The following is a 21,381-nucleotide window of genomic DNA, read 5'->3' as shown; positions in this document are numbered from 1 at the left end:
CACGGGCGCGCCCCCCACGCGGGGGCGCGCCCGCCCCTTACGGTCTGCACGGGGGCGTCAGGGGTTCAGGAGGGGGAGGGTCAGGCGGAAGCGGGCGCCCTCGCCGAGGGCGGTCCGCAGCTCGACGTCGCCACCGTGCGCGCGGGCGAGGGAGCGGGCGATGGCCAGCCCGAGCCCCGCGCCGGCGCCGACCGAGCGGTCGCGGGAGCGGTCGGTCCGGTAGAAGCGGTCGAAGACGCGGCCCGCCTGCTCGGCCGTCATCCCCGGCCCCTCGTCCGCCACGTCGAGCACCGCCCGGCCGTCCGCCGTGCCGACGCCGATCCGCACGGGGGTGCCCGGCGGGGTGTGGGCGGCGGCGTTGCCCACCAGGTTGGCGACCACCTGACGCAGCCGCGCCTCGTCGGCGTGGACCGGCGCCGGGCCGGGCGGCCCGCCGTCGGGCCCGGTGACCTCGACGGGACGCGCCGGGTCGAGGGCGCGCAGGTCGTGCCGGGCGTCGTTGGCGAGCGTGCGCAGGTCCATCGGGGCCAGGTCGAGCTGCTCGTCGGCGCCCTCGTCGAGCTGGGCGAGCAGCAGCAGGTCCTCGGTGAGCGCGGTGAGCCGGGTGGCCTCGCGGTCGATGCGCCGCATCGCCTCGTCGACGTCGGCGGGGGAGGCCAGCGCGCCCATCCGGTGCAGCTCGGCCGAGCCCTTGATGACGAACAGCGGCGTGCGCAGCTCGTGGCTGACGTCCGAGACGAACGCGCGCATCCGCGCCTCGGACGCGGCCCGGTCGGCGAAGGCGCGTTCGAGCTGGCCGAGCATGGTGTTGAGCGACGCCGCCAGGTGCCCGATCTCGGTGCCGGGCGGCGCCAGCACGGGCACCCGCCGGCTGAGGTCGCCGCCGGCGATCGCGGCCGCGGTGTGCTCGATCCGGCGCAGCGGCCGCAGCCCCCGGCCGAGGGCGAACCAGCCGGCCCCCGTCAGCAGGACGAGCAGCACCGCGCCGCTGATCACGCTGCTGGCCCGGACCCGGGCGATGGTCGCGTCGGCCTCGGCCAGCGGCGCCGCCGCGATCACCGTCCCGCCCCGCCCGGTGGCCGGCCGGGCGACGGCCCGCCACCGGCCCGAGCCGTCGGCGGCGGGCAGGTCGGCGGCCGACGCGTCCGCGGGCACCGCGCGCAGGTCCTCCAGGCGCGGCAGCGTCGCGGCGGCCACCCTGGGCGAGTGCACGCTCGCCGCCACCGCGCCGCCCGCGTCCAGATAGACCAGGTACGGGCTGCCGAACACGTCGAGTCCCTGCGCGAGGAGGCCGGGGCGGGCGGCGGCGTCCGCGAGGTCGGGCGGCCCCGGGGCCGGCACGCTGGAGACGAGCGCGGTGAGCGAGCGCAGCTGGCCGTCGAGCCGGCCGAGCTGGTAGCGCTCCAGCTGGTCGGCGACGACCGCGCCGGCCAGGCTCAGCCCGGCCAGCAGCAGCCCTGCGGTGAGCAGCAGCAGCCTGGCCCGCAGCGACAGCCGCCTCACCGCCGGGGCTCGCGCATCACGTAGCCCACGCCGTGCACGGTGTGGATGAGCTTGGGCTCCCCGGCGTCGACCTTGCGCCGCAGGTAGGAGATGTAGGTGTCGACGATGCTGGCGTCGCCGCCGAAGTCGTAGCGCCACACCCGGTCGAGGATCTGCGCCTTGGACACCACGCGCCCGGCGTTCTCCATCAGGTAGCGCAGCAGCCGGAACTCGGTGGGGGAGACCCGGACCGGCCGCCCCTCCCGCGTCACCTGGTGCCCGTCGGCGTCGAGCGTGAGCGCCCCCACCTTCAGCACCCCGGCGTGGTGGCCGGAGGTGCGGCGGAGGATCGCGCGGATCCTGGCGATCAGCTCCTCCAGGTCGAACGGCTTGGTCACGTAGTCGTCGGCGCCGAGGGAGAGCCCGGTGACCTTGTCCGCCTGGCGGTCGCGGGCGGTGAGGAACAGGACGGGCACCGGCCGCCGCTCACGCAGCCGCCGGACCACCTCGAAGCCGTCCATGTCCGGCAGCATCACGTCGAGCAGCACCAGGTCGGGCGGTTCGGCGCCGGCCGCGGCGACCGCCTCGGTCCCGGTCGCCACCGAGGTCACCCGGAACCCGGCGAAGCGCAGCGTCGCCGCGAGCAGCTCGCGGACGGTGGCCTCGTCGTCCACCACCAGCAGCCGCTCGGCGTCCTCCTCGGGCGTCATCGCCCGGCCTGATCCGTCCACGCCGGCCAGGATACGGAAGCCCGGTGCCCGCCCATCACACGTCGCGGCGCCGGAACAGCACGAACGCGGCGGCCAGCACGGCGGCCACCCCGAGGCACATCCCGCCCAGGTTCAGCCACGGGTGCGGGTGGGCCGGGTCGGGGACCGTCGTGAGCACCGAGGCGGCGCCCCTGGTCGGCCAGACGGCGACGAGGCCCTGCAGCCACGACGGGAACAGGCCCGCGAGGGCGGGCACCAGGAAGACGATCCCCACCAGTGTGGCGAGCGCCCCCGCCGTGGCCCGCATGATCGTGCCGAGCCCGGCCGACAGCAGCGCGATCGCCGCCAGGTAGACCCCGCCGCCCGCCACCGCGGAGAACACCCCCGGGTCGCCGAGCCGCGCGTACGGCACGCCCTGACCGGCGAGGAGGGCCTGGCCGAGGAGGAAGGAGGCGAGCATCAGCGCCTGCCCCGCCACCACGGCGATCGCGGTCGCCACCACCACCTTGGCCGCCAGCAGCCGGTGCCTGCGGGGCGCGGCGGTCAGCGTCGTCGCCATCAGCCCGGTCGCGTACTCGGAGGTGACGACCAGGATGCCCACCACGCCGATGATCAGCTGGGCGACGATGTACGACGTCAGGCTGAGGTTCGTCGGGTCCCACGCCTGCCGTTCCGCCTCGGTCAGGGCCGCGTGGTCGGCCCCGGCCGTACTCATCGACAGGCCCGTGATGCCGAGCCCGACCACGAACAGGCAGGCCAGCGTGTACCAGGTGGAACGCAGCCCGCGCAGCTTGATCCATTCGGCGTGCAGGAGGCGGGTGAAGCGCACGGAGCTCATGCCCGGGCCCCCTGGTACTCGACGCTGTCCCTGGTCAGCTCCATGAAGGCGTCCTCCAGCGAGGGCCGCTGCGGGGTGAGCTCGCTCAGCTCGACGCCGTGGTAGGCGGCGAGCTTGCCGATCTCCGCGCTCGTCATGCCGGAGACGACGAGGGACGACTCCGGCCCGCCGCGCACGGCGGCCCCGGCGGCGGTCAGCCGGCGCGCGAAGGAGTCCGCCCCGGACGCGCGGACGAGCACGGCGCCCTCGCCGGCGCCGCGTACGAACTCGCCCATCCCGGTGTCGGCGATGAGCCGGCCCCGGCCGATGACCACCAGGTGGTCGGCGGTCAGCGCCATCTCGCTCATGAGATGGCTGGAGACCAGCACGGCCCGGCCCTCACGGGCGAGGGAGCGCATGAAGCCGCGGATCCAGCGGATGCCCTCGGGGTCGAGCCCGTTCACCGGCTCGTCGAAGATCAGCACAGCCGGGTCGCCGAGCAGCGCCGCCGCGATGCCGAGCCGCTGCCGCATCCCGAGCGAGAACCCGCCGGCCCGCTTGCCGGCCACGGACTCCAGCCCGGTCCTGGCGAGCACCTCGTCGGCGCGGCGCCGGGGCAGGCCGTTGCTCACCGCGAGCGCCAGCAGGTGGTCGTACGCCGTCCGGCCGCCGTGCACCGCCCCGGCGTCGAGCAGCGCGCCCACCTCGGTCAGGGGCACGGGCAGGTCCCGGTAGCGGCGTCCGCCGACGGTGGCGGACCCGCTCGTGGGAGCCGCCAGCCCCATGATCATCTTCATCGTGGTGGACTTGCCCGCGCCGTTCGGGCCGAGGAAGCCGGTCACCTGCCCGGGGGAGACGGTGAACGACAGGTCGTCCACCACCGTGTCCGGCCCGTACCGCTTGGTCAGCCCTTTTACGTCGATCGTCGTCATGGCCGAGATCCTGGCGGGTCCGGCCGACCGCCTTCTGTGAGCTTCTGGGAGAACTCTGGGAACCCGCCCGGCCGGCCCGCCGCCGTCCCGTTCACTCTCAGGAAACCCGAAGGACCCGCCCATGCGGAACAATGAGCCGATGAGGAGACGCGAACGGGGCGGCGGCCCGTGAGGCAGCGGGTGCGCGCCGCGGCGCTGCGGCTGGCGGGCGCCGGCGGCCTGCCCGCCTACGTGTACGACCTGCCCGGCCTGGCCGCGCACGCCGCGGACGTGCGCGCCGAGATGGGCGGCACGGCCGAGGTCTTCTACGCCGTCAAGGCCAACCCGGCCGCCGAGATCCTGCGGACGCTGCGCCCGTACGTGGACGGCTTCGAGGTCGCCTCCGGCGGCGAGCTGGCGCACGTGCGCGAGGTCGCGCCGGACGCCCGGATCGCCTTCAGCGGCCCCGGCAAGACCCCGGCCGAGCTGGCCCTCGCCCTGGAGGCGGGCGTCGAGCGGCTGCACGTCGAGAGCCCCCGCGAGCTGGCCCGCCTGATCGAGCTGGCCGGCCCGCGCGGAGCCGACGTGCTGCTGCGCGCCAACCCCGGCCTGCCCGGCGAGGGCGCCGCCACCCCGTTCGGCATGGACCCCGCCGGGCTGGCCGCCTGCCTGCCGCTGCTCGCGGACGCGCCGCGGATCCGCGTGCACGGCCTGCACACCCACCTCACCTGGGCCCGAGAGGACGCGGCCGGCCTGGCCCGGCTCGCCGCCGAGGTCGCCCGCTGGGCGCTCGGCTGGATCGGCGCGCACCTGCCGCACCTCACCGCCCCCGAGCTCGACCTGGGCGGCGGCATGGGCGTCGACTACGCCGCCCCGGACGAGCGGTTCGGCTGGGCCGCCTACGCCGGCGCGCTGTCCCGCCTCGGCGGGGCGCGGCTGCGGATCGAGCCCGGCCGCGCGCTGACCGCCTACGACGGCTGGTACGTCACCGACGTCCTCGACGTCAAGCGCAACCACGGCCGCGACTACGCCGTCCTGCGCGGCGGCACCCACCACCTGCGCACCCCCGTCGCCCGCGGCCACGACCAGCCCTTCACCGTGATCCACCGCGAGAGCGCGGGCCCCGCCCTGACCGGCCGCGCCACCCTCGTCGGCCAGCTGTGCACCCCCAAGGACGTGCTGCACCGCGACGCCCCCGTCACCGGCCTGCGCCCCGGCGACCTGATCGCCTTCGGCCTGGCCGGCGCCTACGCGTGGAACCTGTCCCACCACGACTTCCTCATGCACCCCCACCCCGGCCTGCACTACCTGGACGGACGCGATGATCCTCGATGACGCGGCAGACCCCCTCCACACCTGGCAGCACGCCGAGCGCTACCTGGGCGGGGGCACCCGCGCCTACAGCAGCTTCTCCGCCGACCTGGAGATCTCCGAGCCCTACCACCCGCAGCTCGGCCGCCCCCGCTTCCCCGTGCCGACCTTCCGCGTCACCGGGACGTTCCTGACGAACGCCGTCGAGTCCACGCTCACCAAGCTCTACCGGCGCGGCGACGGCTTCCTGCTGCCCGTCCACCCCGAGACGCTCGCCCACCCCGCCCTGCCCGGCCGCGACGCGCTGGTCGAACGCGGCCCCGACCTGACCGTGGTGCCCTCGGCCAACGCCCGCACCGTGTTCGTCGAGCGGATCGGCGCCGAGCCCGTCGAGCCGCACTTCGTCAAGCTGCACTACCCGCGCAGGCTGTCGCGGTTCACCCGGCGGCTGCGCCGCCCGATCATCACCGTGCAGCTCTGGGCCGCCGAGGAGCTGCTGGCCGCCGGGCTGCCCGTGCTGCCCGAGGTGGCGGGCGGCGTGCTCGGCGACGACCCGCGCGAGGCGTGGGGCTTCCTGCTGCGCGAGGCCCGCCCCCGCTCCGGCGGCCTGCCGTTCACCGTGCCGCTGTTCGCGCTGTACGGCCACGACGTGCGGCGGCCCGGCGACCCGACGCTGATGGAGCAGCTCGTGGCCCGCAGCGGCGAGGACCCCGGCGACTGGCTGGCCCGCCGCGTCGTCACCCCGATGGTCGAGCTGTGGTGCCGGGCGCTGACCCGTACGGGATGCGTCCTGGAGCCGCACGGCCAGAACACGCTGTTCGCCTTCGACGGCGGCGGGCGCACGGCCGTCCTCTACCGCGACTGCGGCGTCTACGTCGACCCCCGCACCCGTCACGACCTCGGCCTCACCCGCGAGCTGCCGCCCGTCAACGTGATCTCCCGCGACGTCCGGCAGCCGCGCGAGAGCGTCTTCAGCCTCGCCTACGACAGCTTCCTCGGCCACCACGCGCTCGAACGCCTCGCCGCCGTCGCCGAGGCCGCGCTCGGCGTGCCGCCGGAACGGCTCAGGCGGGCCGCCCGCGATGCCTTCGCCGCCGGCGTGCCCATGCCCGCCACCGTCCACTACTACGAGGACCGCCTGCGCGCGAACGGCGCCTGGGACCTGACCGACACCGGCGAGCCGCCCGCCTGGCGGCCGGTGTCGTGACGGGCGCTCTCCCGTTCGTCTTACAGGTGAGACCCACGGGAAGGGGAATGTCGTGAAATACGTGCTGATGTTCATGGACACCGAGCAGTTCACCAAGGACCTGGAGGCCATGACCGGCGACGAGCGCGCCGAGGCCGTACGGAAGGTCGAGCAGTGGTTCGCCGACCACGCCGGCCGGATCACCGGCGGCAGCAAGCTCGCGCCGCCGCACACCGCCACCACCGTCCGCCTGGAGGGCGGCGGCGAGCCCGTCATCACCGACGGGCCGTTCATGGAGGGCAAGGAGGTCGTCAGCGGCTTCGCCGAGATCGACGTGGCCGACCTCGACGAGGCCCTGGCCATGGTCCGCACCTGGCCCGCCTGCCCGACGGTCGAGATCAGGCCCGTCGAACGGTGACAGGCGCGCCCGCCGACGAACTGGCCCGCGTGGTGCGCGAGCACGCGGGCCGGCTCGCCGCCTCGCTGGTGTCGCTCCTCGGCGACTTCTCCGCCGCCGAGGACCTGGTCCAGGACGCGGTCGAGACCGCGCTGCGACGCTGGCCGGACGAGGGCATCCCGGACCGCCCCGACGCCTGGCTCCACACGGTGGCCCGCCGCCGCGGCCTGGACGTGCTGCGCCGCGAGTCCGTCTACCGGGCCAAGCTGGAGCTGCTGCGCGACCCCGCCCCGGCCGAGCCCGACGGGCGGCTGCGGCTCATGTTCACCTGCTGCCACCCGGCGCTGCCCAGGGCCGCGCAGATCGCGCTCACCCTGCGCGTGGTGTGCGGGCTCACCACCGGCCAGATCGCCGCCGCCTTCCTCGCCCCCGAGACGACCGTCGCCCAGCGCATCACCCGCGCCAAGAAGAAGATCGCCGAGGCCGGGATCCCGTACCGGGTGCCCGCCGCCGGCGAGCTGCCCGCCCGCGTGCGCGAGGTGCTGGCCGTCATCTACCTGCTGTTCAACGAGGGCTACCTGTCCAGCACCGCCGAGCGCGCCCACTCGCGCGACCTGGTCGACGACGCCGAATGGCTCGCCTCGCTGCTGACCGGGCTGATGCCCGCCGAACCCGAGGCCGCCGGGCTGCTCGCGCTCATCCGCCTGCACCGGGCCCGCGACGCCGCCCGCTTCGACGACTCCGGCGGCCTCGTGCTGCTGCGCGACCAGGACCGGTCCCGCTGGGACCACGACGCCATCGCCGCGGCCACCGCCCTGCTGACCCGCACCGCCCGCCGCCACCGCGCGCCCGGCCCGTACCAGCTCCAGGCCGCCATCGCGGCCTGCCACGCGGAGGCCGACCGCTGGGACGACACCGACTGGCGGCAGATCGTCGTCCTCTACGACATGCTGCTGCGGCTCGCGCCCTCACCCGTCACCCGGCTGCACCGCGCCGTCGCCGTGCGTCACGCCGACGGCCCCGAGGCCGCGCTCGGCGAGCTGAAGGACCTGCGGGCCGCGCTCGACCGCTATCCGCTCTATCACGCCACCCATGCCGAGCTGCTGCGCGACCTCGGCCGGCCAGGCGAGGCCCGCGAGGCCGACGAGCGCGCCCTGCGCCTGACCGCCAACCCCGCCCAGCAGGCCCTGCTGGAGGAGCGCATCAGCTGGTCGGGCACAGCCCCCTGATCGCCAGCGCGTAGCCGCGCACCCCGAACCCCACCACGATCCCCGCCGCCACCGGCGACAGGTACGAGCGGTGCCGGAACGGCTCACGCCGGTGCACGTTGGAGATGTGCACCTCCACCACCGGCAGCTCCGCCCCCTCGATCGCATCGTGCAGCGCCACCGACGTGTGCGTGTAGGCGCCCGCGTTGACCACCGCGCCCACCGCCCGGCCCGCCTTCACCGCCGCGCCCGCCTCCTGGATCCAGTCGACGAGGTCGCCCTCGTGGTTGGACTGCCGGAAGTCGAGCTCCACGCCGGCCGCCGCGCACTCCTCGCGGCACAGCGCCTCCACGTCGGCCAGCGTGGCCGTCCCGTAGACCTCCGGCCTGCGGGTGCCGAGCAGGTTGAGATTGGGGCCGTTGAACACGTACACGGTCGTCACGCCCGCCATTGTGTCAGCCCTTGTAGTTGAACACCTGCCGCAGCGTGTGCCGCACCGTCACCAGGTCCTTCTGGTCCTCCATCACCTGGTCGATCGGCTTGTACGCCTCCGGGTGCTCGTCCACCAGCGCCGCCGCGCGGTCCTCGTTCCAGGTGCGGCCCCGCATCGCCGCCTTCAGCGACGAGGCCGACAGCTCCCGCTTGGCCCTGGTGCGCGACATCCGCCGCCCCGCCCCGTGCGCGCACGAGTGGTACGACTCCGCGTTGCCGCGCCCGCTCACGATGTACGAGCGCGTCCCCATCGAGCCCGGGATGACGCCCTCGTCACCGGTGTCGGCCTTGATCGCGCCCTTCCTGGTGATCCACAGCCTCTTGCCGTGGTGCTCCTCCAGCTGGGTGAAGTTGTGGTGGCAGTTGATGGTCCGCACCCTGCGCCCCGTGCCCACGACGCGGAACAGGGCGTCGACCAGGACCCGGTCCATCCGGGCCCGCGAGGCCATCGCGTAGCGCTGCGCCCACAGCATGTCCTCGATGTAGGCGTCGAACTCCGGCGAGCCCTGCACCAGGTACGCCAGGTCCGGGTCCTCCAGCCCGATCGCCTGGCGGCGCATCAGGTTCTTGGCCCCGGCGATGTGCTTGGTCGCGAGCTGGTTGCCGATGCCGCGCGAACCCGAGTGCAGCACCGTCCACACCCGGTCGCGCTCGTCCAGGCACACCTCGACGAAGTGGTTGCCCGAGCCGAGCGTGCCGAACTGGCGCGACACCGTCGCCTCCTGCTTGCCCGTCAGCTCCGTGCGCGGACGGCCGAGCTCGCTCAGCGCCCGGTCGACCGACGGGTCCTCGTGGCCCTTGCCGACGCCCGCCGGGATGCGGCGCTCCACCAGCGGCATCAGCGCGTCGAGCGTGGCCGGCAGGTCCGCGGCCGTGAGCGTGGTCTCGGTCGCGACCATGCCGCAGCCGATGTCGACCCCGACGGCGGCCGGGATGATCGCGCCCTCGGTGGGGATGACCGAGCCGACCGTCGCGCCGATGCCGACGTGCGCGTCGGGCATGAGAGCGACGTGCCCGGAGACGAACGGCAGGCGGGCGGCGCGAGCGGCCTGCGTGATCGTTCCCTCGTCGATCTCGCTGGCCCAGGACAGCAGGTTCGGTGCGGGCTGGTGCGGCATGAGTGGATCTCCTCGGTTCGTTCTTGATCCAGTCTGCCGGGGGCGCAGGTGAAAACCCACTCATTTTACCCGCCGGCTTGTTACGATCCCCGCCGTGATCGCCGAAGAACCGCTGGCCGGAGGCGGGGTCAACGAGGTCGTCCGGGCCGGCGACACCGTCCGCCGCCCCGCCGCGCCGTGGACCCCCGCCGTGCACGGCCTGCTCACCCACCTGGCCGCCCGCGGCTTCACCGGCGCGCCCCGCGCCCACGGCCTCGACGAGCGCGGGCGCGAGATCCTCGACTACGTGCCCGGCGCCGTCGCCCACTACCCGGCGCCCCCCTCCACCTGGAGCGACGCCACGCTGACCGCCGTGGCCGCGCTGCTGCGCGACTACCACGACGCCACCATCGGCTATGTCCCGCCCGCCGGCGCCCGCTGGCAGTTCGCGCCCAAGGAGCCCGCCGAGGTCGTCTGCCACGGCGACGTCGCCCCGTACAACTGCGTCTTCCGCGACGGCGTGCCCGTCGCGTTCATCGACTTCGACACCGCGCACCCCGCGCCCCGCCTGTGGGACGTCGCCCACGCCGCCTACCGCTTCGTCCCCATCACCCTCGGCGGCCACGGCGAGGAGCCGCTGCCCGTCGCCGAGCAGATCCGGCGGCTGCGGCTGTTCTGCGACGCCTACGGCCTGCCCGAGGCCGACCGGCGGGCGCTGCCCGGCACCCTCGTCCGCGTCCTGCACGGGCTCGCCCGCCACATCCGCGAACGGGCCGCCGCCGGCGACGCCGCCTTCGCCGCCCACCTCGCCGACGGCCACCCCGAGCTGTACCTCGCCGACGCCCGGCACGTACAGCGGTATGCGTTTTGAGACAGCGCATGACGCCGACGTAGGCTGGGCCTCTGGCGAACGACAGGAGGTGACGCCCCATGTTGCGAGACTCGTTCGGACGGGTGGCGACGGATCTGCGGGTGTCGCTCACGGACAAGTGCAATCTGCGCTGCTCCTACTGCATGCCGCCCGAGGGTCTCGACTGGCTGCCCAACTCCCAGCTCCTCACGGCCGACGAGATCGTCCGGCTCGTCACCATCGGCGTCGAACGCCTCGGCATCCGCGAGGTCCGCTACACCGGCGGCGAGCCGCTGCTGCGCCGCGAACTGCCCGACATCGTCGCCCGCACCACCGCGCTCACCCCGCGCCCCCAGGTGTCGCTCACCACCAACGGCATCGGCCTGGCCCGCCTGGCCGCCCCCCTCGCCGCCGCCGGCCTCGGCCGCGTCAACGTCTCGCTCGACACCCTCGACCGCGACACGTTCAAGAAACTCGCCCACCGCGACCGGTTCACCGACGTGATCGCCGGCATGGCCGCCGCCCACGACGCCGGTCTGCGCCCCGTCAAGGTCAACGCCGTGCTCATGCGCGACGTCAACCAGCACGAGGCCGTCCCGCTGCTGCGCTACTGCCTGCAACAGGGCTACGAGCTGCGCTTCATCGAGCAGATGCCGCTCGACGCCCAGCACGGCTGGAGCCGCGACACCATGGTCACCGCCGACGAGATCCTCGACCTGCTGTCGGCCGCGTTCACCCTCACCCCCGACGAGAGCGAGGACCGCGGCAGCGCCCCCGCCGAACGCTTCCTCGTCGACGGCGGCCCCGGCCGCGTCGGCGTCATCGGCTCCGTCACCCGGCCGTTCTGCGGCGCCTGCGACCGCGTCCGGCTCACCGCCGACGGGCAGATCCGCAACTGCCTGTTCGCCACCGAGGAGTCCGACCTCAAGTCCGCCATGCGCGCCGGAGCCACCGACGACGACCTCGCCCAGCGCTGGCTCGCCGCCGTCGCCCGCAAGCGCGCCGGCCACGGCATCGACGACCCGTCCTTCCTCCAGCCCGCCCGGCCCATGTCGGCGATCGGCGGCTAGGTGCCCAGAGCGCGCGACCTCGGCCTCCCGCTAGCCGGCCGGCCCGGCGCGCACAACGCCATCACCGACGTGCCCGGCGTCCGCGTCGGCCACCGCACCGTCGTCCGCGACCCCGGCATCCGCACCGGCGTCACCGCCGTCGTCCCCGGCGCCACCCCGGTCAGCCCGCTGCCCGCCGGCGTGTTCACCGGCAACGGCCACGGCAAGCTCATCGGCGCCACCCAGCTCGCCGAGCTCGGCCTGCTGGAATCACCCGTCGTCCTGACCTCCACGCTGTCCGCCTTCCGCGCCGCCGACGCGCTCGTCACCTGGATGCTCGCCCGGCCCGACTGCGCCGGCGTGCGCACCTTCAACCCGGTCGTGGGGGAGTGCAACGACGGCCACCTGTCGGACATCCGCGCCCGGCCCATCACCGAGGCGCACGTGCTGGCGGCCATCGACACGGCGACCGGCGGGGCCGTCCCTGAAGGCTGCGTCGGCGCGGGCACCGGCACCGTGGCGCTCGGCCACAAGGCCGGGATCGGCACCTCCTCCCGCCTCGTCCCCCCGTACACGGTGGGCGCCCTCGTCCAGGCCAACTTCGCCGGCACCCTCCGCCTTCCCCCGGCGGGCCCCTCCCATCCGGACCGATCCCAGGCGGACACACCCTCACCGGGCCGCCCCCTGCAGCCCGCTGGGTCACCGTCAGGCCCCCTGGAGGGGGACCGGCCCTCGACCGGCTCCCCGGCGCCCTTCCCCGGCCTACCGGCTCCCGTGGCGGTCGGTGACGACGGAGAGGCCGGGTCGTGCATGGTGGTGGTCGCCACCGACGCGCCCCTGGACGCGCGGCAGCTCACCCGGGTGGCACGGCGCGCCGTCTTCGCCCTGGCCCGGGTCGGCGCGGCCTACACCCACGGCAGCGGCGACTACGGCATCGCCTTCAGCGTCCGCCCCGGCGCCGCCCCCGTGCCGGACGCCTCGCTGAGCCCGCTGTTCGAGGCGACGCTCGACGCCGTCGAGGAGGCCGTGCTCAACTCCCTGTTCACCGCCACGACGACCACCGGCGTGTACGGCCGCACCGCCCACGCCGTCCCCCTCCCGGGCGCGACGCCATGAGGCCCGGGTACGACGCTGTGATCCTCGCCGGGGGCCAGGCCCGCCGCCTCGGCGGCCTCGACAAGCCCGGCCTCGACGTCGGCCGTCGCTCGCTGGTCGAGAACGTCGTCGCGGCCGTCCCCGCCGCCGGGCGCGTCATCGTCGTCGGCCCGCCCCGTGACCTGCCCGGCGTCCTGTTCACCCGCGAGGACCCGCCGGGCGCGGGCCCGATCCCCGCCCTGCGCGCCGGCCTCGCCCACGTCACGGCCCCCTGGGTCATCCTCCTCGCCGGCGACCTCCCCTTCCTGAACGCCCGCCACGTCACCACCCTCCTCACCGCAGCCCACTCCCTGCCGCCCACCCCTGAACCCCACCTCGCGACCGCGCCAGACCGGCCCGCACACCCGGCGGAGACGGACGCTTCCACCAGCCAGGCCCGCCCGTCCGGCCCTCCCAAGGCGGCGGGAACGCCCTTCGAAGGGCCGGAGCCTCACACGGCGCCAGGCGCTCCCGGCCGGCCAGGGGCGGAGGTCAGCCCGTCCATGCCACCCGGGACGGCGGACGCTCACTCCGAAGGGCCGAAGCCTCACGCCCCACCAGGTGCCTCCGGTCCGCCCGGGGCGGGGTCGGGCCCGTCTGGGGCGGTGTCCGGGCCGTCCGGGCCCCGGGTGGGGGGCGCTTCCTGGGTACGCGTGGCGTCAAGCGACGTCGGTCGGCGCGGCCCGGGCGGTTCCGGGGTTGGGCCGGGCGGTGGGGTGGTGGCCGTGGATGGGGAGGGGCGGGAGCAGTGGCTGCTGGGCGTGTGGGACGTGGCGGAGCTGCGGGAGGCGCTGGACCGCTATGAGGGGCGGTCGCTGCGCGGGCTGCTGGCGCCGCTGACACGGGCCCGGGTGGCGTTGCCGCGCCGGGCATGGTTCGACTGCGACACTGTGGACGACCTCGAGGAGGCACGGATGAACGTACTGGCCGAATGGACCGCGCTGGCCTGCAAGGAGCTGGGCATCGACCCGGCGCGGGTGGACCGGGACCAGATCCTGGAGCTGACCAAGGAGGTGGCGCACGGGGTCGCGAGGCCGGCGGCGCCGCTGACGGCGTACCTGCTGGGGCTGGCCGAGGGGGCCGGCACGGCGCCTGAGGAGGCCGTGGCGCGGCTGACGACGCTGGCCCGCAATTGGGGCGAGGCGACGGCCGAGACGCTGACGGACAGCTGACACTGGAACGAACTACCGCTGTCAAGCACCCCGCTCGAACCTGAAGATTTCCTGTGAAATACGGCCAGGGCGGGGTGTAAACGATTTCGGGAAAGCAGCCCTATCCAATACGCGGGGCGCGCGTCGAACAGATCATCTAATGCGACGCTTTACCTGGAAAAAGGGCGACGCCGGGTGGTTACGGGGGCAAACCACCCGGCGTCGCTTCATCGGCGTTCCGACGGGGGCCCGGAACGCCGGCACCAGCACTCCGACGGGGGACCGGAGCGCTTGCCTAAAGCGTACACCTACAACCCATGGGATGCGTCAAGACTTAGTCACGACCCGATCTCGCGTCGGTGCAGCGGTATCTCGCTTTGGTTAGCTTCGGGTGTGTGAAAGGTGGGAGGTGGGGCATCCCTCCCCCTCTCATTGGCCCCGATTACCGCTATGTATGGCAAAAAGACGGCCCCGGCGATGAACAGCAGCCGGTAGGGCCACGGCACCGGCACCACGACCGCCAGGATCAGGCAGATCGTCCGGATGCCCATCTTGACCAGGTAGCTGATCTCGCGCCGATGGACGTCGGCGGTGAGCGACGGACGGGCGTCCGTCACCTGGTGAACCGCCTCTTTCCTGCGCCAACCCCTCATGTTTCCCACCGTAGACCTCGGACGGGGCGCTCGCGAAGGCGCACCCCCCTGGGAGCACAGGTCATGCGATCATGGCCTTCTAGTAAGGAGGATGTGGACATGACGGACCGAACGTACCGGGTGACCGAGATCGTCGGCACTTCGGGGGAGAGCGTCGACGAGGCCATCCGCAACGGCATCCGGCGCGCCTCGCAGACCCTGCGCCACCTCGACTGGTTCGAAGTGACGGAGGTGCGCGGCCACATCGAGGGGGGAGAGGTGGCGCACTTCCAGGTCGGGATGAAGGTCGGCTTCAGGCTGGAAGACGCCTGAGCACGCCCTGACAGCCCGGGAACACCCGGACACGCCGGTGAACAACCGGACACGCCCGGGAACCCCGGGGACACACGGGAAACGCCGTCTCTGTCACGGTTCCGTGCGGGACGTGACAGGGGCGGCGCGGGCCGTTCACACTGCGGTCATGCGCCGCCGCCCCGCGCTCCCGCCCGCACCGCCTGCCCTGGCCGCTGTGCCCGGCGCTGTGCTCAGCGCTGTGCTCGCCGTCGTGCTCGCCTGCGCCCTCGCCGCCTGCGGGACGACCGCCACGCCGCGGGAGGTCGCCGGGCAGACCCCGCCGCGGTCACAGGAGCCTGCCCCGGCCCCTGTCCTGCGCCAGAGCGCCGCCGAGGCGGCCCGTACGGCGGCGAGCCTGCGCCGGCTGGACGACCTGCCGCTGTACGAGATGACCTTCCACGGCGGCTACGACGCCGAGGCGCCCCTCACCGAGCAGGAGCTCGCCCGCCGCGACGACGCGTGGGCCTGCTCGCTGTTCCTGCAGCCCGGCGAGGCCGGCCCGGTGTTCGGCCGCAACTTCGACTGGGACCCGCACCCGGCGATGGTGGTGCACGCCCGGCCGCCGGGAGGGTACGCCTCACTGTCGATCTCGGACGTCTCGTACGTGCTCGGCCACGGCGGCGCCCCGGACCTCGGTGACCCGGCCGACCGGCGGCGGCTGGCGCACGCGGTGCTGGCGCCGTTCGACGGCATGAACGAGAAGGGCCTGGCCGTCGGCCTCGCCCAGGTGCCCGACGCGCTGCTGCCCGCCCGCGCGCCGGGACGCACGACGGTCGGCAGCGCCCGCGTCATGCGGCTGCTCCTGGACCGGGCCGCCACCGTGGACGAGGCGGTCGCCCTCATGCGCCGCTACGACGTCGACTTCTCCGGCGGCCCGCAGGTGCACTACCTGATCGGCGACCGCTCGGGCCGCTCGGCGGTCGTCGAGTACGGCGACGGCAGGCTCAACGTCATCGAGGACCGCGTGCTGACCAACATCACCATGACCGGCGCGAGCCGCGCCACCCGCCTGGCCGATCCCCGCTACCGCGCGCTCAGCCAGGGGGCCGGCGCCGACCCCCTGGCCCTGCTGCGCCGGGTGGCGCAGCCGCACACGCGCTGGTCGGTCGTGTACGACCTGACGGCCGGCACCGCCCGGCTGGTCACCGGGCAGCGCTGGGGCCGTGTGCACGAGCTGGCGATCAGCTCGCCTGGCTGACCGTCGACATGTTGAAGTCGGGCACCCGCACCGGCGGCATGACCGCCCGCGTGAAGTAGTCGCCCCACTCGCGCGGCAGCGTCTGCTCCGGCGCGCCCACCTCCGTGAGGCGGCCCAGCAGGTCGACCGGGCTCTCGTTGAACCGGAAGTTGTTCACCTCGCCCACGACCTCGCCGTGCTCGACCAGGTAGACGCCGTCGCGGGTGAGCCCGGTCAGCAGCAGCGTCTGCGGGTCGACCTGGCGGATGTACCACAGGCAGGTCAGCAGCAGGCCGCGCTCGGTGGAGGCGATCATCTCCTCCAGGGAGCGGCCGCCCTCCGGCCCCTTCATGATCAGGTTGTCGACGGAGGGCGTCACCGGCAGGCCGCTCAGCCCGGCCGAGTAGCGCGTCTGCAGCAGCGCCTCCAGCCGGCCGTCGGCGATCCAGTCGGTGGCCGACAACGGCAGCCCGTTGTCGAAGACCGAGCTCTCCCTGCTGGACGAGCGTGCCGTCACGAACGGCGCGCAGCCGATCCCGGGCGCCGCCGGGTCGCTCGACAGCGTCACGGGCAGCGTGGCGATCCGCTCGCCGACCCGGGTGCCGCCGCCCGGCTTGGAGAACACCGAGCGGCCGTCCAGCGCGTCCCTGGCGCCGGCGGACCAGAACAGGTAGACCATCAGGTCGGCGACCGCCGTCGGGGGCAGCAGCGTCTCGTAGCGGCCCGCCGGGAGGTCGACGCGCGTCTTGGCCCAGTCGAGCCGCTGCGCCAGCCCCGCGTCGAGGGCGGCCACGTCCACGTCGGTGAAGTCGCGCGTGGCCACCCCGGCCCACGCCGAGCGCTTGAGGTCGGCGGACTTGGCGTTGAGCTCCAGCCGCCCCGACGGCTGGTCGTGGCGCAGCCGCAGCCCGGTCGAGCTGCCGAGGAACGTCGTGGTCAGCGTGTGCTCGGCGAACCCGTACAGCCTCCTGCCGCCCGCCTCGGCGGAGGCGAACGCCTCGCCGAGCGCCGGCGCGAACCCGCGGAACACCTCGATGTCGGTCGGCGTCACCGGGCCGTCCCACGACGCGCTCGCCGGGCCGCCCGCGACGAGCTCGCCCGCGTCCTCGGCCGGCTGCGCGTCGCGCGCGGTCGCGTCGGCGGCGGCCACCACGGCGGCGAGCTGCTCGGGCCGCACCGCGGCGCGCGACACGACGCCCACGCCCCGCCCGGCGATCGAGATCACGGTCAGCCGGCTGGAGCGCGCCACGCCGTTGGTCGTCAGCGTGTTGCCGGCGAAGCGCAGGTTGGCGGTGGACTCCTCGTCCACCAGCACCACGCAGCCGTCGGCCGTGGAGAGCTCCAGGGCCCGCTCCACCATCTCCTGGGGAGTCACTTTCCGCCCTCCTGAACGGTGTTGAGTATCCGTACGTTCCTGAACAGGGCCGACGGGCAGCCGTGGCTGACCGGCGCCACCTGCCCCGGCTGGCCCTTGCCGCAGTTGAAGGCCCCGCCGAGCACGTACGTCTGCGGGCCGCCGACGCGTTCCATCGACTGCCAGAAGTCGGTGGTGGTGGCCTGGTAGGCGAAGTCGCGGACCTGCCCGGCGAGCTCGCCGTGGGAGATCCGGTACGCGCGCTGACCGGTGAACTGGAAATTGTAGCGCTGCATGTCGATCGACCAGCTCTTGTCGCCGACGATGTAGATGCCGCGCTCCACGCCGGAGATGAGCTCCTCCGTCGACGGGCCACCGGGCGCGGCGGCCAGCGACACGTTGGCCATGCGCTGGATCGGCATGTGGCCGGGCGAGTCGGCGAAGGCGCAGCCGTTGGAGCGGCCCAGGCCCTTCATCAGCGCCATCCGCCGGTCGAGCTGGTAGCCGACCAGGACGCCGTCCTTGACGATGTCGAAGCTCTGCCCCTGCACGCCCTCGTCGTCGTAGCCGATGGTGGCCAGGCCGTGCTCGACGGTGCGGTCGCCGGTCACGTTCATCAGCGGCGAACCGTAGACCAGCTCGCCGAGCTGGTCGAAGGTGGCGAAGCTGGTGCCGGCGTAGGCGGCCTCGTAGCCGAGCGCCCGGTCGAGCTCGGTCGCGTGGCCGATCGACTCGTGGATGGTCAGCCACAGGTTGGACGGGTGGATCACCAGGTCGTAGTCGCCCGCCTCGACCGACGGCGCGGCCAGCTTCTCGGCCAGCAGCTCCGGCAGCGCGGCCAGCTCCGCCGCCCAGTCCCAGCCCGTGCCGGTCAGATACTCGTAGCCCCGGCCGACCGGCGGCGCGATCGTGGACATGTCGTCGAAGCCGGTCTCCGACGCCTTCATGGCGTTGAGCACGGGATGCACCCGCACCCGCTGCTGCGTCGTCACGGTGCCGGCCGTGTCGGCGTAGAACTTCTGCTCCTTGACCTGCAGCAGCCGCGCCGACACGTGGTCGGCGCCCTTGAGCAGGCCCGCCGACCAGTCGGCCAGCAGCGCCACCTTGTCGGCCGACGGCACGTCGAACGGGTCGACGTCGTAGGACGACACCCAGGTGACCTCGCCGTGCACCGGCTCGGGCGCGAGCTCGATCGGCTCACGGTTGATCGGGGCGCTCACCTCCGCGACCCGCACCGCCTGCTCGGCCACCCGCGCGGCGGCCTCGGGGGTCAGGTCGATCCCGGCGGCGAACCCCCAGGTGCCGCCCTTGACCACGCGCACGGCGTAGCCGAGGTCGTCGGCGTCGGCGGCGCCCTCCAGGCGCGCGTCGTAGAGGCTCAGGGTCTCGGCTCTGATGCGTTCGAGCCGGAAGTCGGCGTGCTCCGCGCCCAGCTCGCGTGCGCGTTGCAGGGCGGCGTCCGCGAGCCGTCTGAGCGGCAGCGCGAGGAAATCGTCATCGATCTGGCGCATGTCCACGATCCTAACGCTGTGATCTTGTATCCCCCGGACAAGCCGGTACCGGCCGGTAGGAGATAGCGTCAGTTCTCATGGCACGCTCTGTACTCGTCACAGGAGGCAATCGCGGCATCGGCCTCGCGATCGCCCGCGAACTGGCCGCGGCCGGCGACGCCGTCGCCGTCACCTACCGATCGGGGGAGCCGCCTGAAGGGCTGTTCGGCGTCCGCTGCGACGTCACCAGCATGGCCGACGTCGAGGCCGCCTTCGACAAGGTCGAGGCCGAGCACGGCCCCGTCGAGGTGCTCGTCTCCAACGCCGGCATCACCAAGGACACGCTGCTGGCGATGATGAAGGAGGAGACCTTCACCGACGTCGTCGACGCCAACCTGACCGGCGCCTTCCGCGTCGCCAAGCGGGCCATCCGCCCGATGATGAAGCTCAAGCGCGGCCGCGTCATCCTCGTCTCCTCCGTCATCGCCATGCTCGGCCAGGCGGGCCAGACCAACTACGCCGCCTCCAAGGCCGGGCTGATCGGCTTCGCCCGCTCCATGGCCCGCGAGTACGGTTCGCGCGGCATCACCGTCAACGTCGTCTCGCCCGGCTTCGTGGCCACCGACATGACGGCCGAGCTCGACACCGACGCGATCGTCAAGAACATCCCGCTCGGCAGGCAGGCGACCCCCTCCGAGGTCGCCCGCGTCGTGCGCTTCCTGGCGAGCGACGACGCCTCCTACATCACCGGGGCCGTGATCCCCGTCGACGGCGGACTCGGAATGGGGCACTGACATGGGACTTCTCGAAGGCAAGCGCATCCTGGTGACCGGCGTGCTCACCGACGCCTCGATCGCCTTCTCGGTCGCCAAGCTGGCGCAGCAGGAGGGCGCCACCGTGGTGCTCACCGGGTTCGGCCGGCTCAGCCTGGTCGAGCGGATCGCCAAGCGGCTGCCCGCCCCGGCGCCGGTGCTGGAGCTCGACGTGCAGAACACCGAGCACCTCGAGTCGCTGGCGGCCCGGGTGGGCGAGCACGTCGACGGCCTCGACGGCGTCGTCCACTCCATCGGCTTCGCCCCGCAGACGGCGCTCGGCGGCAACTTCCTCAACACCACCTGGGAGGACGTCGCCACCGCCGTGCACGTGTCGACCTACTCCTACAAGGCGCTGGCCGTGGCCTGCCTGCCGCTGATGAAGGAGGGCGGCGCGGTCGTCGGCCTCGACTTCGACGCGACCAAGGCGTGGCCGGTCTACGACTGGATGGGCGTGGCCAAGGCCGGCCTGGAGTCGTGCAACCGCTACCTGGCCCGTGACCTGGGCAAGCAGGGCATCCGGGCCAACCTGGTGGCCGCCGGGCCGCTGCGCACGATGGCCGCCAAGTCGATCCCGGGCTTCAAGGAGTTCGAGGACAGCTGGCCGGAGAAGGCCCCGCTCGGCTGGGACCTGGCCGACACGATGCCGGCGGCCCGCGCGTGCGTGGCGCTGATGTCCGACTGGTTCCCGGCCACGACGGGCGAGATCGTGCACGTCGACGGCGGCGTCCACGCGATCGGCGCCTGACCGCCGGAGATCCGGCCCGCAGAGCCGGCCTGACGCCGGGCGGGCGCGCCCGGCGGGCGGGTCAGGCGAGCCGGTGGAGGCCGTTGCCGCGCGCCGGCTCGAAGGGGATGGTCTCGCTCTGCTCGCGGCGGTGACGCCGCTGCTGCACGATGCGGGTGGCGGCCACGGCCGTGGCGAGCAGGATGATCGTCAGCGCCGTGCCGACCACGTCGGAGGCGCGGGTGGAGGGCCGTACGACGGGCCGCTCGTCGGCGGGCAGGCCTAACTCCTCGGCGAACGGGTTGGGCCACAGCAGGTCGATCCGGAAGTCCTCCGGGTCGGCCGACGGCTTGTCGCCCACCGGCTCCTGCCGGGAGTCGATCAGGTGCGGCTGGTTGTCCGGCGGCACGACCGTGTCGCCCGGCGGAGTGGTGACGACCTCGGCGGGCACGGCCGTGGTGTCCTCGCGCCGCCCGCGCTCGTCGGCGGGCCGGTCGTCCTCGCCGTCGTCAGGGCCGGTCGTCGTCGGCGTCGGCGTGGTGAGGCCGCCGAGCACGCCGTCCTCGTCGCAGCCCACCACCGGCAGGCACACCTCGTCGAGCGGCTCCGGCAGCAGCTCGGTGACCTTCGGGTCGGGCGGCTCGGGCGGCTCGACGGGGCCCGGGGGGTCGGGCGTGGCGGCGGGTTTGCCGGACGGCTTGCCGGAGGCGCGCGGCCGGCCGGTGGGGACCGCCTCGCCGACCGTGCCGAGCACCGTGTCGGTGGTCTTGTCGAGCCCGTCGGTCACCGGATCGGTGAGCCCGCCGGTGAGCTGGTCGACGGTGCCGGTGACCGCCTCGACGACGCCGCACAGGCTGTCGGTCACCCCGGAGAGCAGTCCGCCGCCGCGCTCGCAGTCGGCGGCCTGGGCGGGTGGCGCCGCGACCGGCACGGCCGCCAGCGCCATCGCCAGCACCCCGGCCGAGATGGCGCTCCTGCTCCCCATTCGTCCCCTCCCGAATCGCTCCCGGAGGAAATCTTTATGGACATCGGCCATCAGA

The 21,381-nt window shown here is 74.0% G+C and carries 22 protein-coding genes and 1 pseudogene; 13 read left to right on the top strand and 10 right to left on the bottom strand.

Features of this window, described 5'->3' with window-relative positions; translation table 11 throughout:
- Nucleotides 1-57: 57 nt before the first annotated feature.
- Genes ACBI99_RS31375 through ACBI99_RS31360 form a run of 4 tightly spaced genes read right to left on the bottom strand, consistent with a single transcriptional unit; the run spans nucleotide 58 to nucleotide 3,941 of the window.
- The gene (locus ACBI99_RS31375; RefSeq protein ID WP_375074133.1) at nucleotides 58-1,503 is read right to left on the bottom strand and encodes a sensor histidine kinase; all 1,446 of its coding nucleotides are present in this window, start codon (nucleotides 1,501-1,503) and stop codon (nucleotides 58-60) included.
- Nucleotides 1,500-2,192 (bottom strand): response regulator transcription factor, encoded by a 693-nt coding sequence (locus tag ACBI99_RS31370; RefSeq protein WP_219505737.1) that lies wholly within the window; start codon nucleotides 2,190-2,192, stop codon nucleotides 1,500-1,502. Before ACBI99_RS31370 ends, ACBI99_RS31375 begins: the two co-directional genes overlap by 4 nt.
- A gap of 55 nt (nucleotides 2,193-2,247) precedes the next feature.
- A complete protein-coding gene (locus tag ACBI99_RS31365) occupies nucleotides 2,248-3,030 on the bottom strand; it encodes an ABC transporter permease (protein ID WP_219505615.1) in 783 nt (260 codons plus the stop codon).
- Nucleotides 3,027-3,941 (bottom strand): ATP-binding cassette domain-containing protein, encoded by a 915-nt coding sequence (locus ACBI99_RS31360; protein ID WP_357586754.1) that lies wholly within the window; start codon nucleotides 3,939-3,941, stop codon nucleotides 3,027-3,029. The genes ACBI99_RS31365 and ACBI99_RS31360 overlap by 4 nt, the downstream gene beginning before the upstream one ends.
- Before the next feature lie 168 nt (nucleotides 3,942-4,109).
- Here ACBI99_RS31360 and ACBI99_RS31355 point away from each other — a divergent pair, with 168 nt between their 5' ends.
- From ACBI99_RS31355 to ACBI99_RS31340, 4 genes are read left to right on the top strand one after another with little or no spacing between them, the layout of a single operon-like run.
- On the top strand, nucleotides 4,110-5,255 hold the full coding sequence (locus ACBI99_RS31355) for an alanine racemase (RefSeq protein WP_375074132.1): 1,146 nt from the start codon (nucleotides 4,110-4,112) through the stop codon (nucleotides 5,253-5,255).
- Nucleotides 5,242-6,438, top strand: a complete 1,197-nt coding sequence (locus tag ACBI99_RS31350; RefSeq protein ID WP_219505610.1) for an IucA/IucC family C-terminal-domain containing protein — start codon at nucleotides 5,242-5,244, stop codon at nucleotides 6,436-6,438. Before ACBI99_RS31355 ends, ACBI99_RS31350 begins: the two co-directional genes overlap by 14 nt.
- Before the next feature lie 52 nt (nucleotides 6,439-6,490).
- Nucleotides 6,491-6,835 (top strand): YciI family protein, encoded by a 345-nt coding sequence (locus tag ACBI99_RS31345; RefSeq protein ID WP_308125774.1) that lies wholly within the window; start codon nucleotides 6,491-6,493, stop codon nucleotides 6,833-6,835.
- A complete protein-coding gene (locus ACBI99_RS31340) occupies nucleotides 6,832-8,043 on the top strand; it encodes a DUF6596 domain-containing protein (RefSeq protein WP_357586755.1) in 1,212 nt (403 codons plus the stop codon). The genes ACBI99_RS31345 and ACBI99_RS31340 overlap by 4 nt, the downstream gene beginning before the upstream one ends.
- On the opposite strand, the gene aroQ is transcribed toward ACBI99_RS31340, so the two are convergent.
- Together aroQ and ACBI99_RS31330 are read right to left on the bottom strand one after the other, a co-directional pair.
- Nucleotides 8,018-8,473 (bottom strand): type II 3-dehydroquinate dehydratase, encoded by a 456-nt coding sequence (gene aroQ, locus ACBI99_RS31335; protein ID WP_219505606.1) that lies wholly within the window; start codon nucleotides 8,471-8,473, stop codon nucleotides 8,018-8,020. The genes ACBI99_RS31340 and aroQ overlap by 26 nt on opposite strands.
- A gap of 4 nt (nucleotides 8,474-8,477) precedes the next feature.
- Nucleotides 8,478-9,632 carry an RtcB family protein gene (locus ACBI99_RS31330; protein ID WP_219505604.1) on the bottom strand — a complete coding sequence of 385 codons (1,155 nt, stop codon included), beginning with the start codon at nucleotides 9,630-9,632 and terminating at the stop codon, nucleotides 8,478-8,480.
- Between the two features lie 94 nt (nucleotides 9,633-9,726).
- Here ACBI99_RS31330 and ACBI99_RS31325 point away from each other — a divergent pair, with 94 nt between their 5' ends.
- The 5 genes and pseudogenes from ACBI99_RS31325 (at nucleotide 9,727) to ACBI99_RS31305 (ending at nucleotide 13,816) form a co-directional block, all read left to right on the top strand.
- On the top strand, nucleotides 9,727-10,482 hold the full coding sequence (locus ACBI99_RS31325) for an aminoglycoside phosphotransferase family protein (RefSeq protein ID WP_357586761.1): 756 nt from the start codon (nucleotides 9,727-9,729) through the stop codon (nucleotides 10,480-10,482).
- A 59-nt stretch (nucleotides 10,483-10,541) separates the two neighbouring features.
- Nucleotides 10,542-11,531, top strand: coding sequence for a GTP 3',8-cyclase MoaA (moaA, locus tag ACBI99_RS31320; protein ID WP_357586763.1), 990 nt, complete (start codon nucleotides 10,542-10,544; stop codon nucleotides 11,529-11,531).
- On the top strand, nucleotides 11,532-12,626 hold the full coding sequence (locus tag ACBI99_RS31315) for a P1 family peptidase (RefSeq protein WP_375074131.1): 1,095 nt from the start codon (nucleotides 11,532-11,534) through the stop codon (nucleotides 12,624-12,626).
- A pseudogene (locus tag ACBI99_RS31310) lies at nucleotides 12,623-12,949 on the top strand (molybdenum cofactor guanylyltransferase); the annotation flags it as partial. The gene ACBI99_RS31315 and the pseudogene ACBI99_RS31310, both read left to right, overlap by 4 nt.
- 198 nt (nucleotides 12,950-13,147) lie before the next feature.
- Nucleotides 13,148-13,816, top strand: coding sequence for a DUF6457 domain-containing protein (locus tag ACBI99_RS31305; protein WP_375074164.1), 669 nt, complete (start codon nucleotides 13,148-13,150; stop codon nucleotides 13,814-13,816).
- Nucleotides 13,817-14,133: 317 nt separating this feature from the next.
- Here ACBI99_RS31305 and ACBI99_RS31300 read toward each other — a convergent pair whose 3' ends face one another.
- Nucleotides 14,134-14,448 (bottom strand): DUF3099 domain-containing protein, encoded by a 315-nt coding sequence (locus ACBI99_RS31300; RefSeq protein WP_219505599.1) that lies wholly within the window; start codon nucleotides 14,446-14,448, stop codon nucleotides 14,134-14,136.
- Nucleotides 14,449-14,547: 99 nt separating this feature from the next.
- Here ACBI99_RS31300 and ACBI99_RS31295 point away from each other — a divergent pair, with 99 nt between their 5' ends.
- Complete coding sequence (locus ACBI99_RS31295; RefSeq protein ID WP_049573305.1) at nucleotides 14,548-14,760, top strand: dodecin; 213 nt, start codon at nucleotides 14,548-14,550, stop codon at nucleotides 14,758-14,760.
- 148 nt (nucleotides 14,761-14,908) lie between these two features.
- Entirely contained in the window at nucleotides 14,909-15,979 is a 1,071-nt protein-coding gene (locus ACBI99_RS31290) for a carcinine hydrolase/isopenicillin-N N-acyltransferase family protein (protein ID WP_375074130.1), read from the top strand.
- On the opposite strand, the gene ACBI99_RS31285 is transcribed toward ACBI99_RS31290, so the two are convergent.
- The gene (locus ACBI99_RS31285) at nucleotides 15,963-17,333 is read right to left on the bottom strand and encodes a metallopeptidase TldD-related protein (RefSeq protein WP_308125772.1); all 1,371 of its coding nucleotides are present in this window, start codon (nucleotides 17,331-17,333) and stop codon (nucleotides 15,963-15,965) included. The genes ACBI99_RS31290 and ACBI99_RS31285 overlap by 17 nt on opposite strands.
- Nucleotides 17,330-18,823, bottom strand: a complete 1,494-nt coding sequence (locus ACBI99_RS31280; protein ID WP_219505594.1) for a TldD/PmbA family protein — start codon at nucleotides 18,821-18,823, stop codon at nucleotides 17,330-17,332. The genes ACBI99_RS31285 and ACBI99_RS31280 overlap by 4 nt, the downstream gene beginning before the upstream one ends.
- A 77-nt stretch (nucleotides 18,824-18,900) precedes the next feature.
- Here ACBI99_RS31280 and fabG point away from each other — a divergent pair, with 77 nt between their 5' ends.
- A complete protein-coding gene (gene fabG, locus ACBI99_RS31275) occupies nucleotides 18,901-19,596 on the top strand; it encodes a 3-oxoacyl-ACP reductase FabG (RefSeq protein ID WP_219505592.1) in 696 nt (231 codons plus the stop codon).
- 1 nt (nucleotide 19,597) lies between these two features.
- Nucleotides 19,598-20,362 carry an enoyl-ACP reductase FabI gene (gene fabI, locus ACBI99_RS31270; RefSeq protein ID WP_219505590.1) on the top strand — a complete coding sequence of 255 codons (765 nt, stop codon included), beginning with the start codon at nucleotides 19,598-19,600 and terminating at the stop codon, nucleotides 20,360-20,362.
- A 61-nt stretch (nucleotides 20,363-20,423) separates the two neighbouring features.
- Here the strand turns inward: fabI and ACBI99_RS31265 are convergent, their stop codons facing one another.
- Nucleotides 20,424-21,326 (bottom strand): hypothetical protein, encoded by a 903-nt coding sequence (locus ACBI99_RS31265; protein ID WP_219505588.1) that lies wholly within the window; start codon nucleotides 21,324-21,326, stop codon nucleotides 20,424-20,426.
- Nucleotides 21,327-21,381: the final 55 nt, after the last annotated feature.

The organism is Nonomuraea sp. ATR24 (assembly GCF_041950485.1).
Lineage (GTDB): Bacteria > Actinomycetota > Actinomycetes > Streptosporangiales > Streptosporangiaceae > Nonomuraea > Nonomuraea ceibae.
This window is presented reverse-complemented; position numbering and strand designations above follow the sequence as displayed.

Coding starts and splice junctions, on each gene's coding strand:
- ACBI99_RS31370 (WP_219505737.1), bottom strand. CDS start 2,192: ATGACGCCCGAGGAGGACGCCGAGCGGCTGCTGGTGGTGGACGACGAG.
- ACBI99_RS31365 (WP_219505615.1), bottom strand. CDS start 3,030: ATGAGCTCCGTGCGCTTCACCCGCCTCCTGCACGCCGAATGGATCAAG.
- ACBI99_RS31360 (WP_357586754.1), bottom strand. CDS start 3,941: ATGACGACGATCGACGTAAAAGGGCTGACCAAGCGGTACGGGCCGGAC.
- ACBI99_RS31350 (WP_219505610.1), top strand. CDS start 5,242: ATGATCCTCGATGACGCGGCAGACCCCCTCCACACCTGGCAGCACGCC.
- aroQ (WP_219505606.1), bottom strand. CDS start 8,473: ATGGCGGGCGTGACGACCGTGTACGTGTTCAACGGCCCCAATCTCAAC.
- ACBI99_RS31330 (WP_219505604.1), bottom strand. CDS start 9,632: ATGCCGCACCAGCCCGCACCGAACCTGCTGTCCTGGGCCAGCGAGATC.
- moaA (WP_357586763.1), top strand. CDS start 10,542: ATGTTGCGAGACTCGTTCGGACGGGTGGCGACGGATCTGCGGGTGTCG.
- ACBI99_RS31305 (WP_375074164.1), top strand. CDS start 13,148: ATGCCACCCGGGACGGCGGACGCTCACTCCGAAGGGCCGAAGCCTCAC.
- ACBI99_RS31300 (WP_219505599.1), bottom strand. CDS start 14,448: ATGAGGGGTTGGCGCAGGAAAGAGGCGGTTCACCAGGTGACGGACGCC.
- ACBI99_RS31295 (WP_049573305.1), top strand. CDS start 14,548: ATGACGGACCGAACGTACCGGGTGACCGAGATCGTCGGCACTTCGGGG.
- ACBI99_RS31290 (WP_375074130.1), top strand. CDS start 14,909: ATGCGCCGCCGCCCCGCGCTCCCGCCCGCACCGCCTGCCCTGGCCGCT.
- ACBI99_RS31280 (WP_219505594.1), bottom strand. CDS start 18,823: ATGCGCCAGATCGATGACGATTTCCTCGCGCTGCCGCTCAGACGGCTC.
- fabG (WP_219505592.1), top strand. CDS start 18,901: ATGGCACGCTCTGTACTCGTCACAGGAGGCAATCGCGGCATCGGCCTC.
- fabI (WP_219505590.1), top strand. CDS start 19,598: ATGGGACTTCTCGAAGGCAAGCGCATCCTGGTGACCGGCGTGCTCACC.
- ACBI99_RS31265 (WP_219505588.1), bottom strand. CDS start 21,326: ATGGGGAGCAGGAGCGCCATCTCGGCCGGGGTGCTGGCGATGGCGCTG.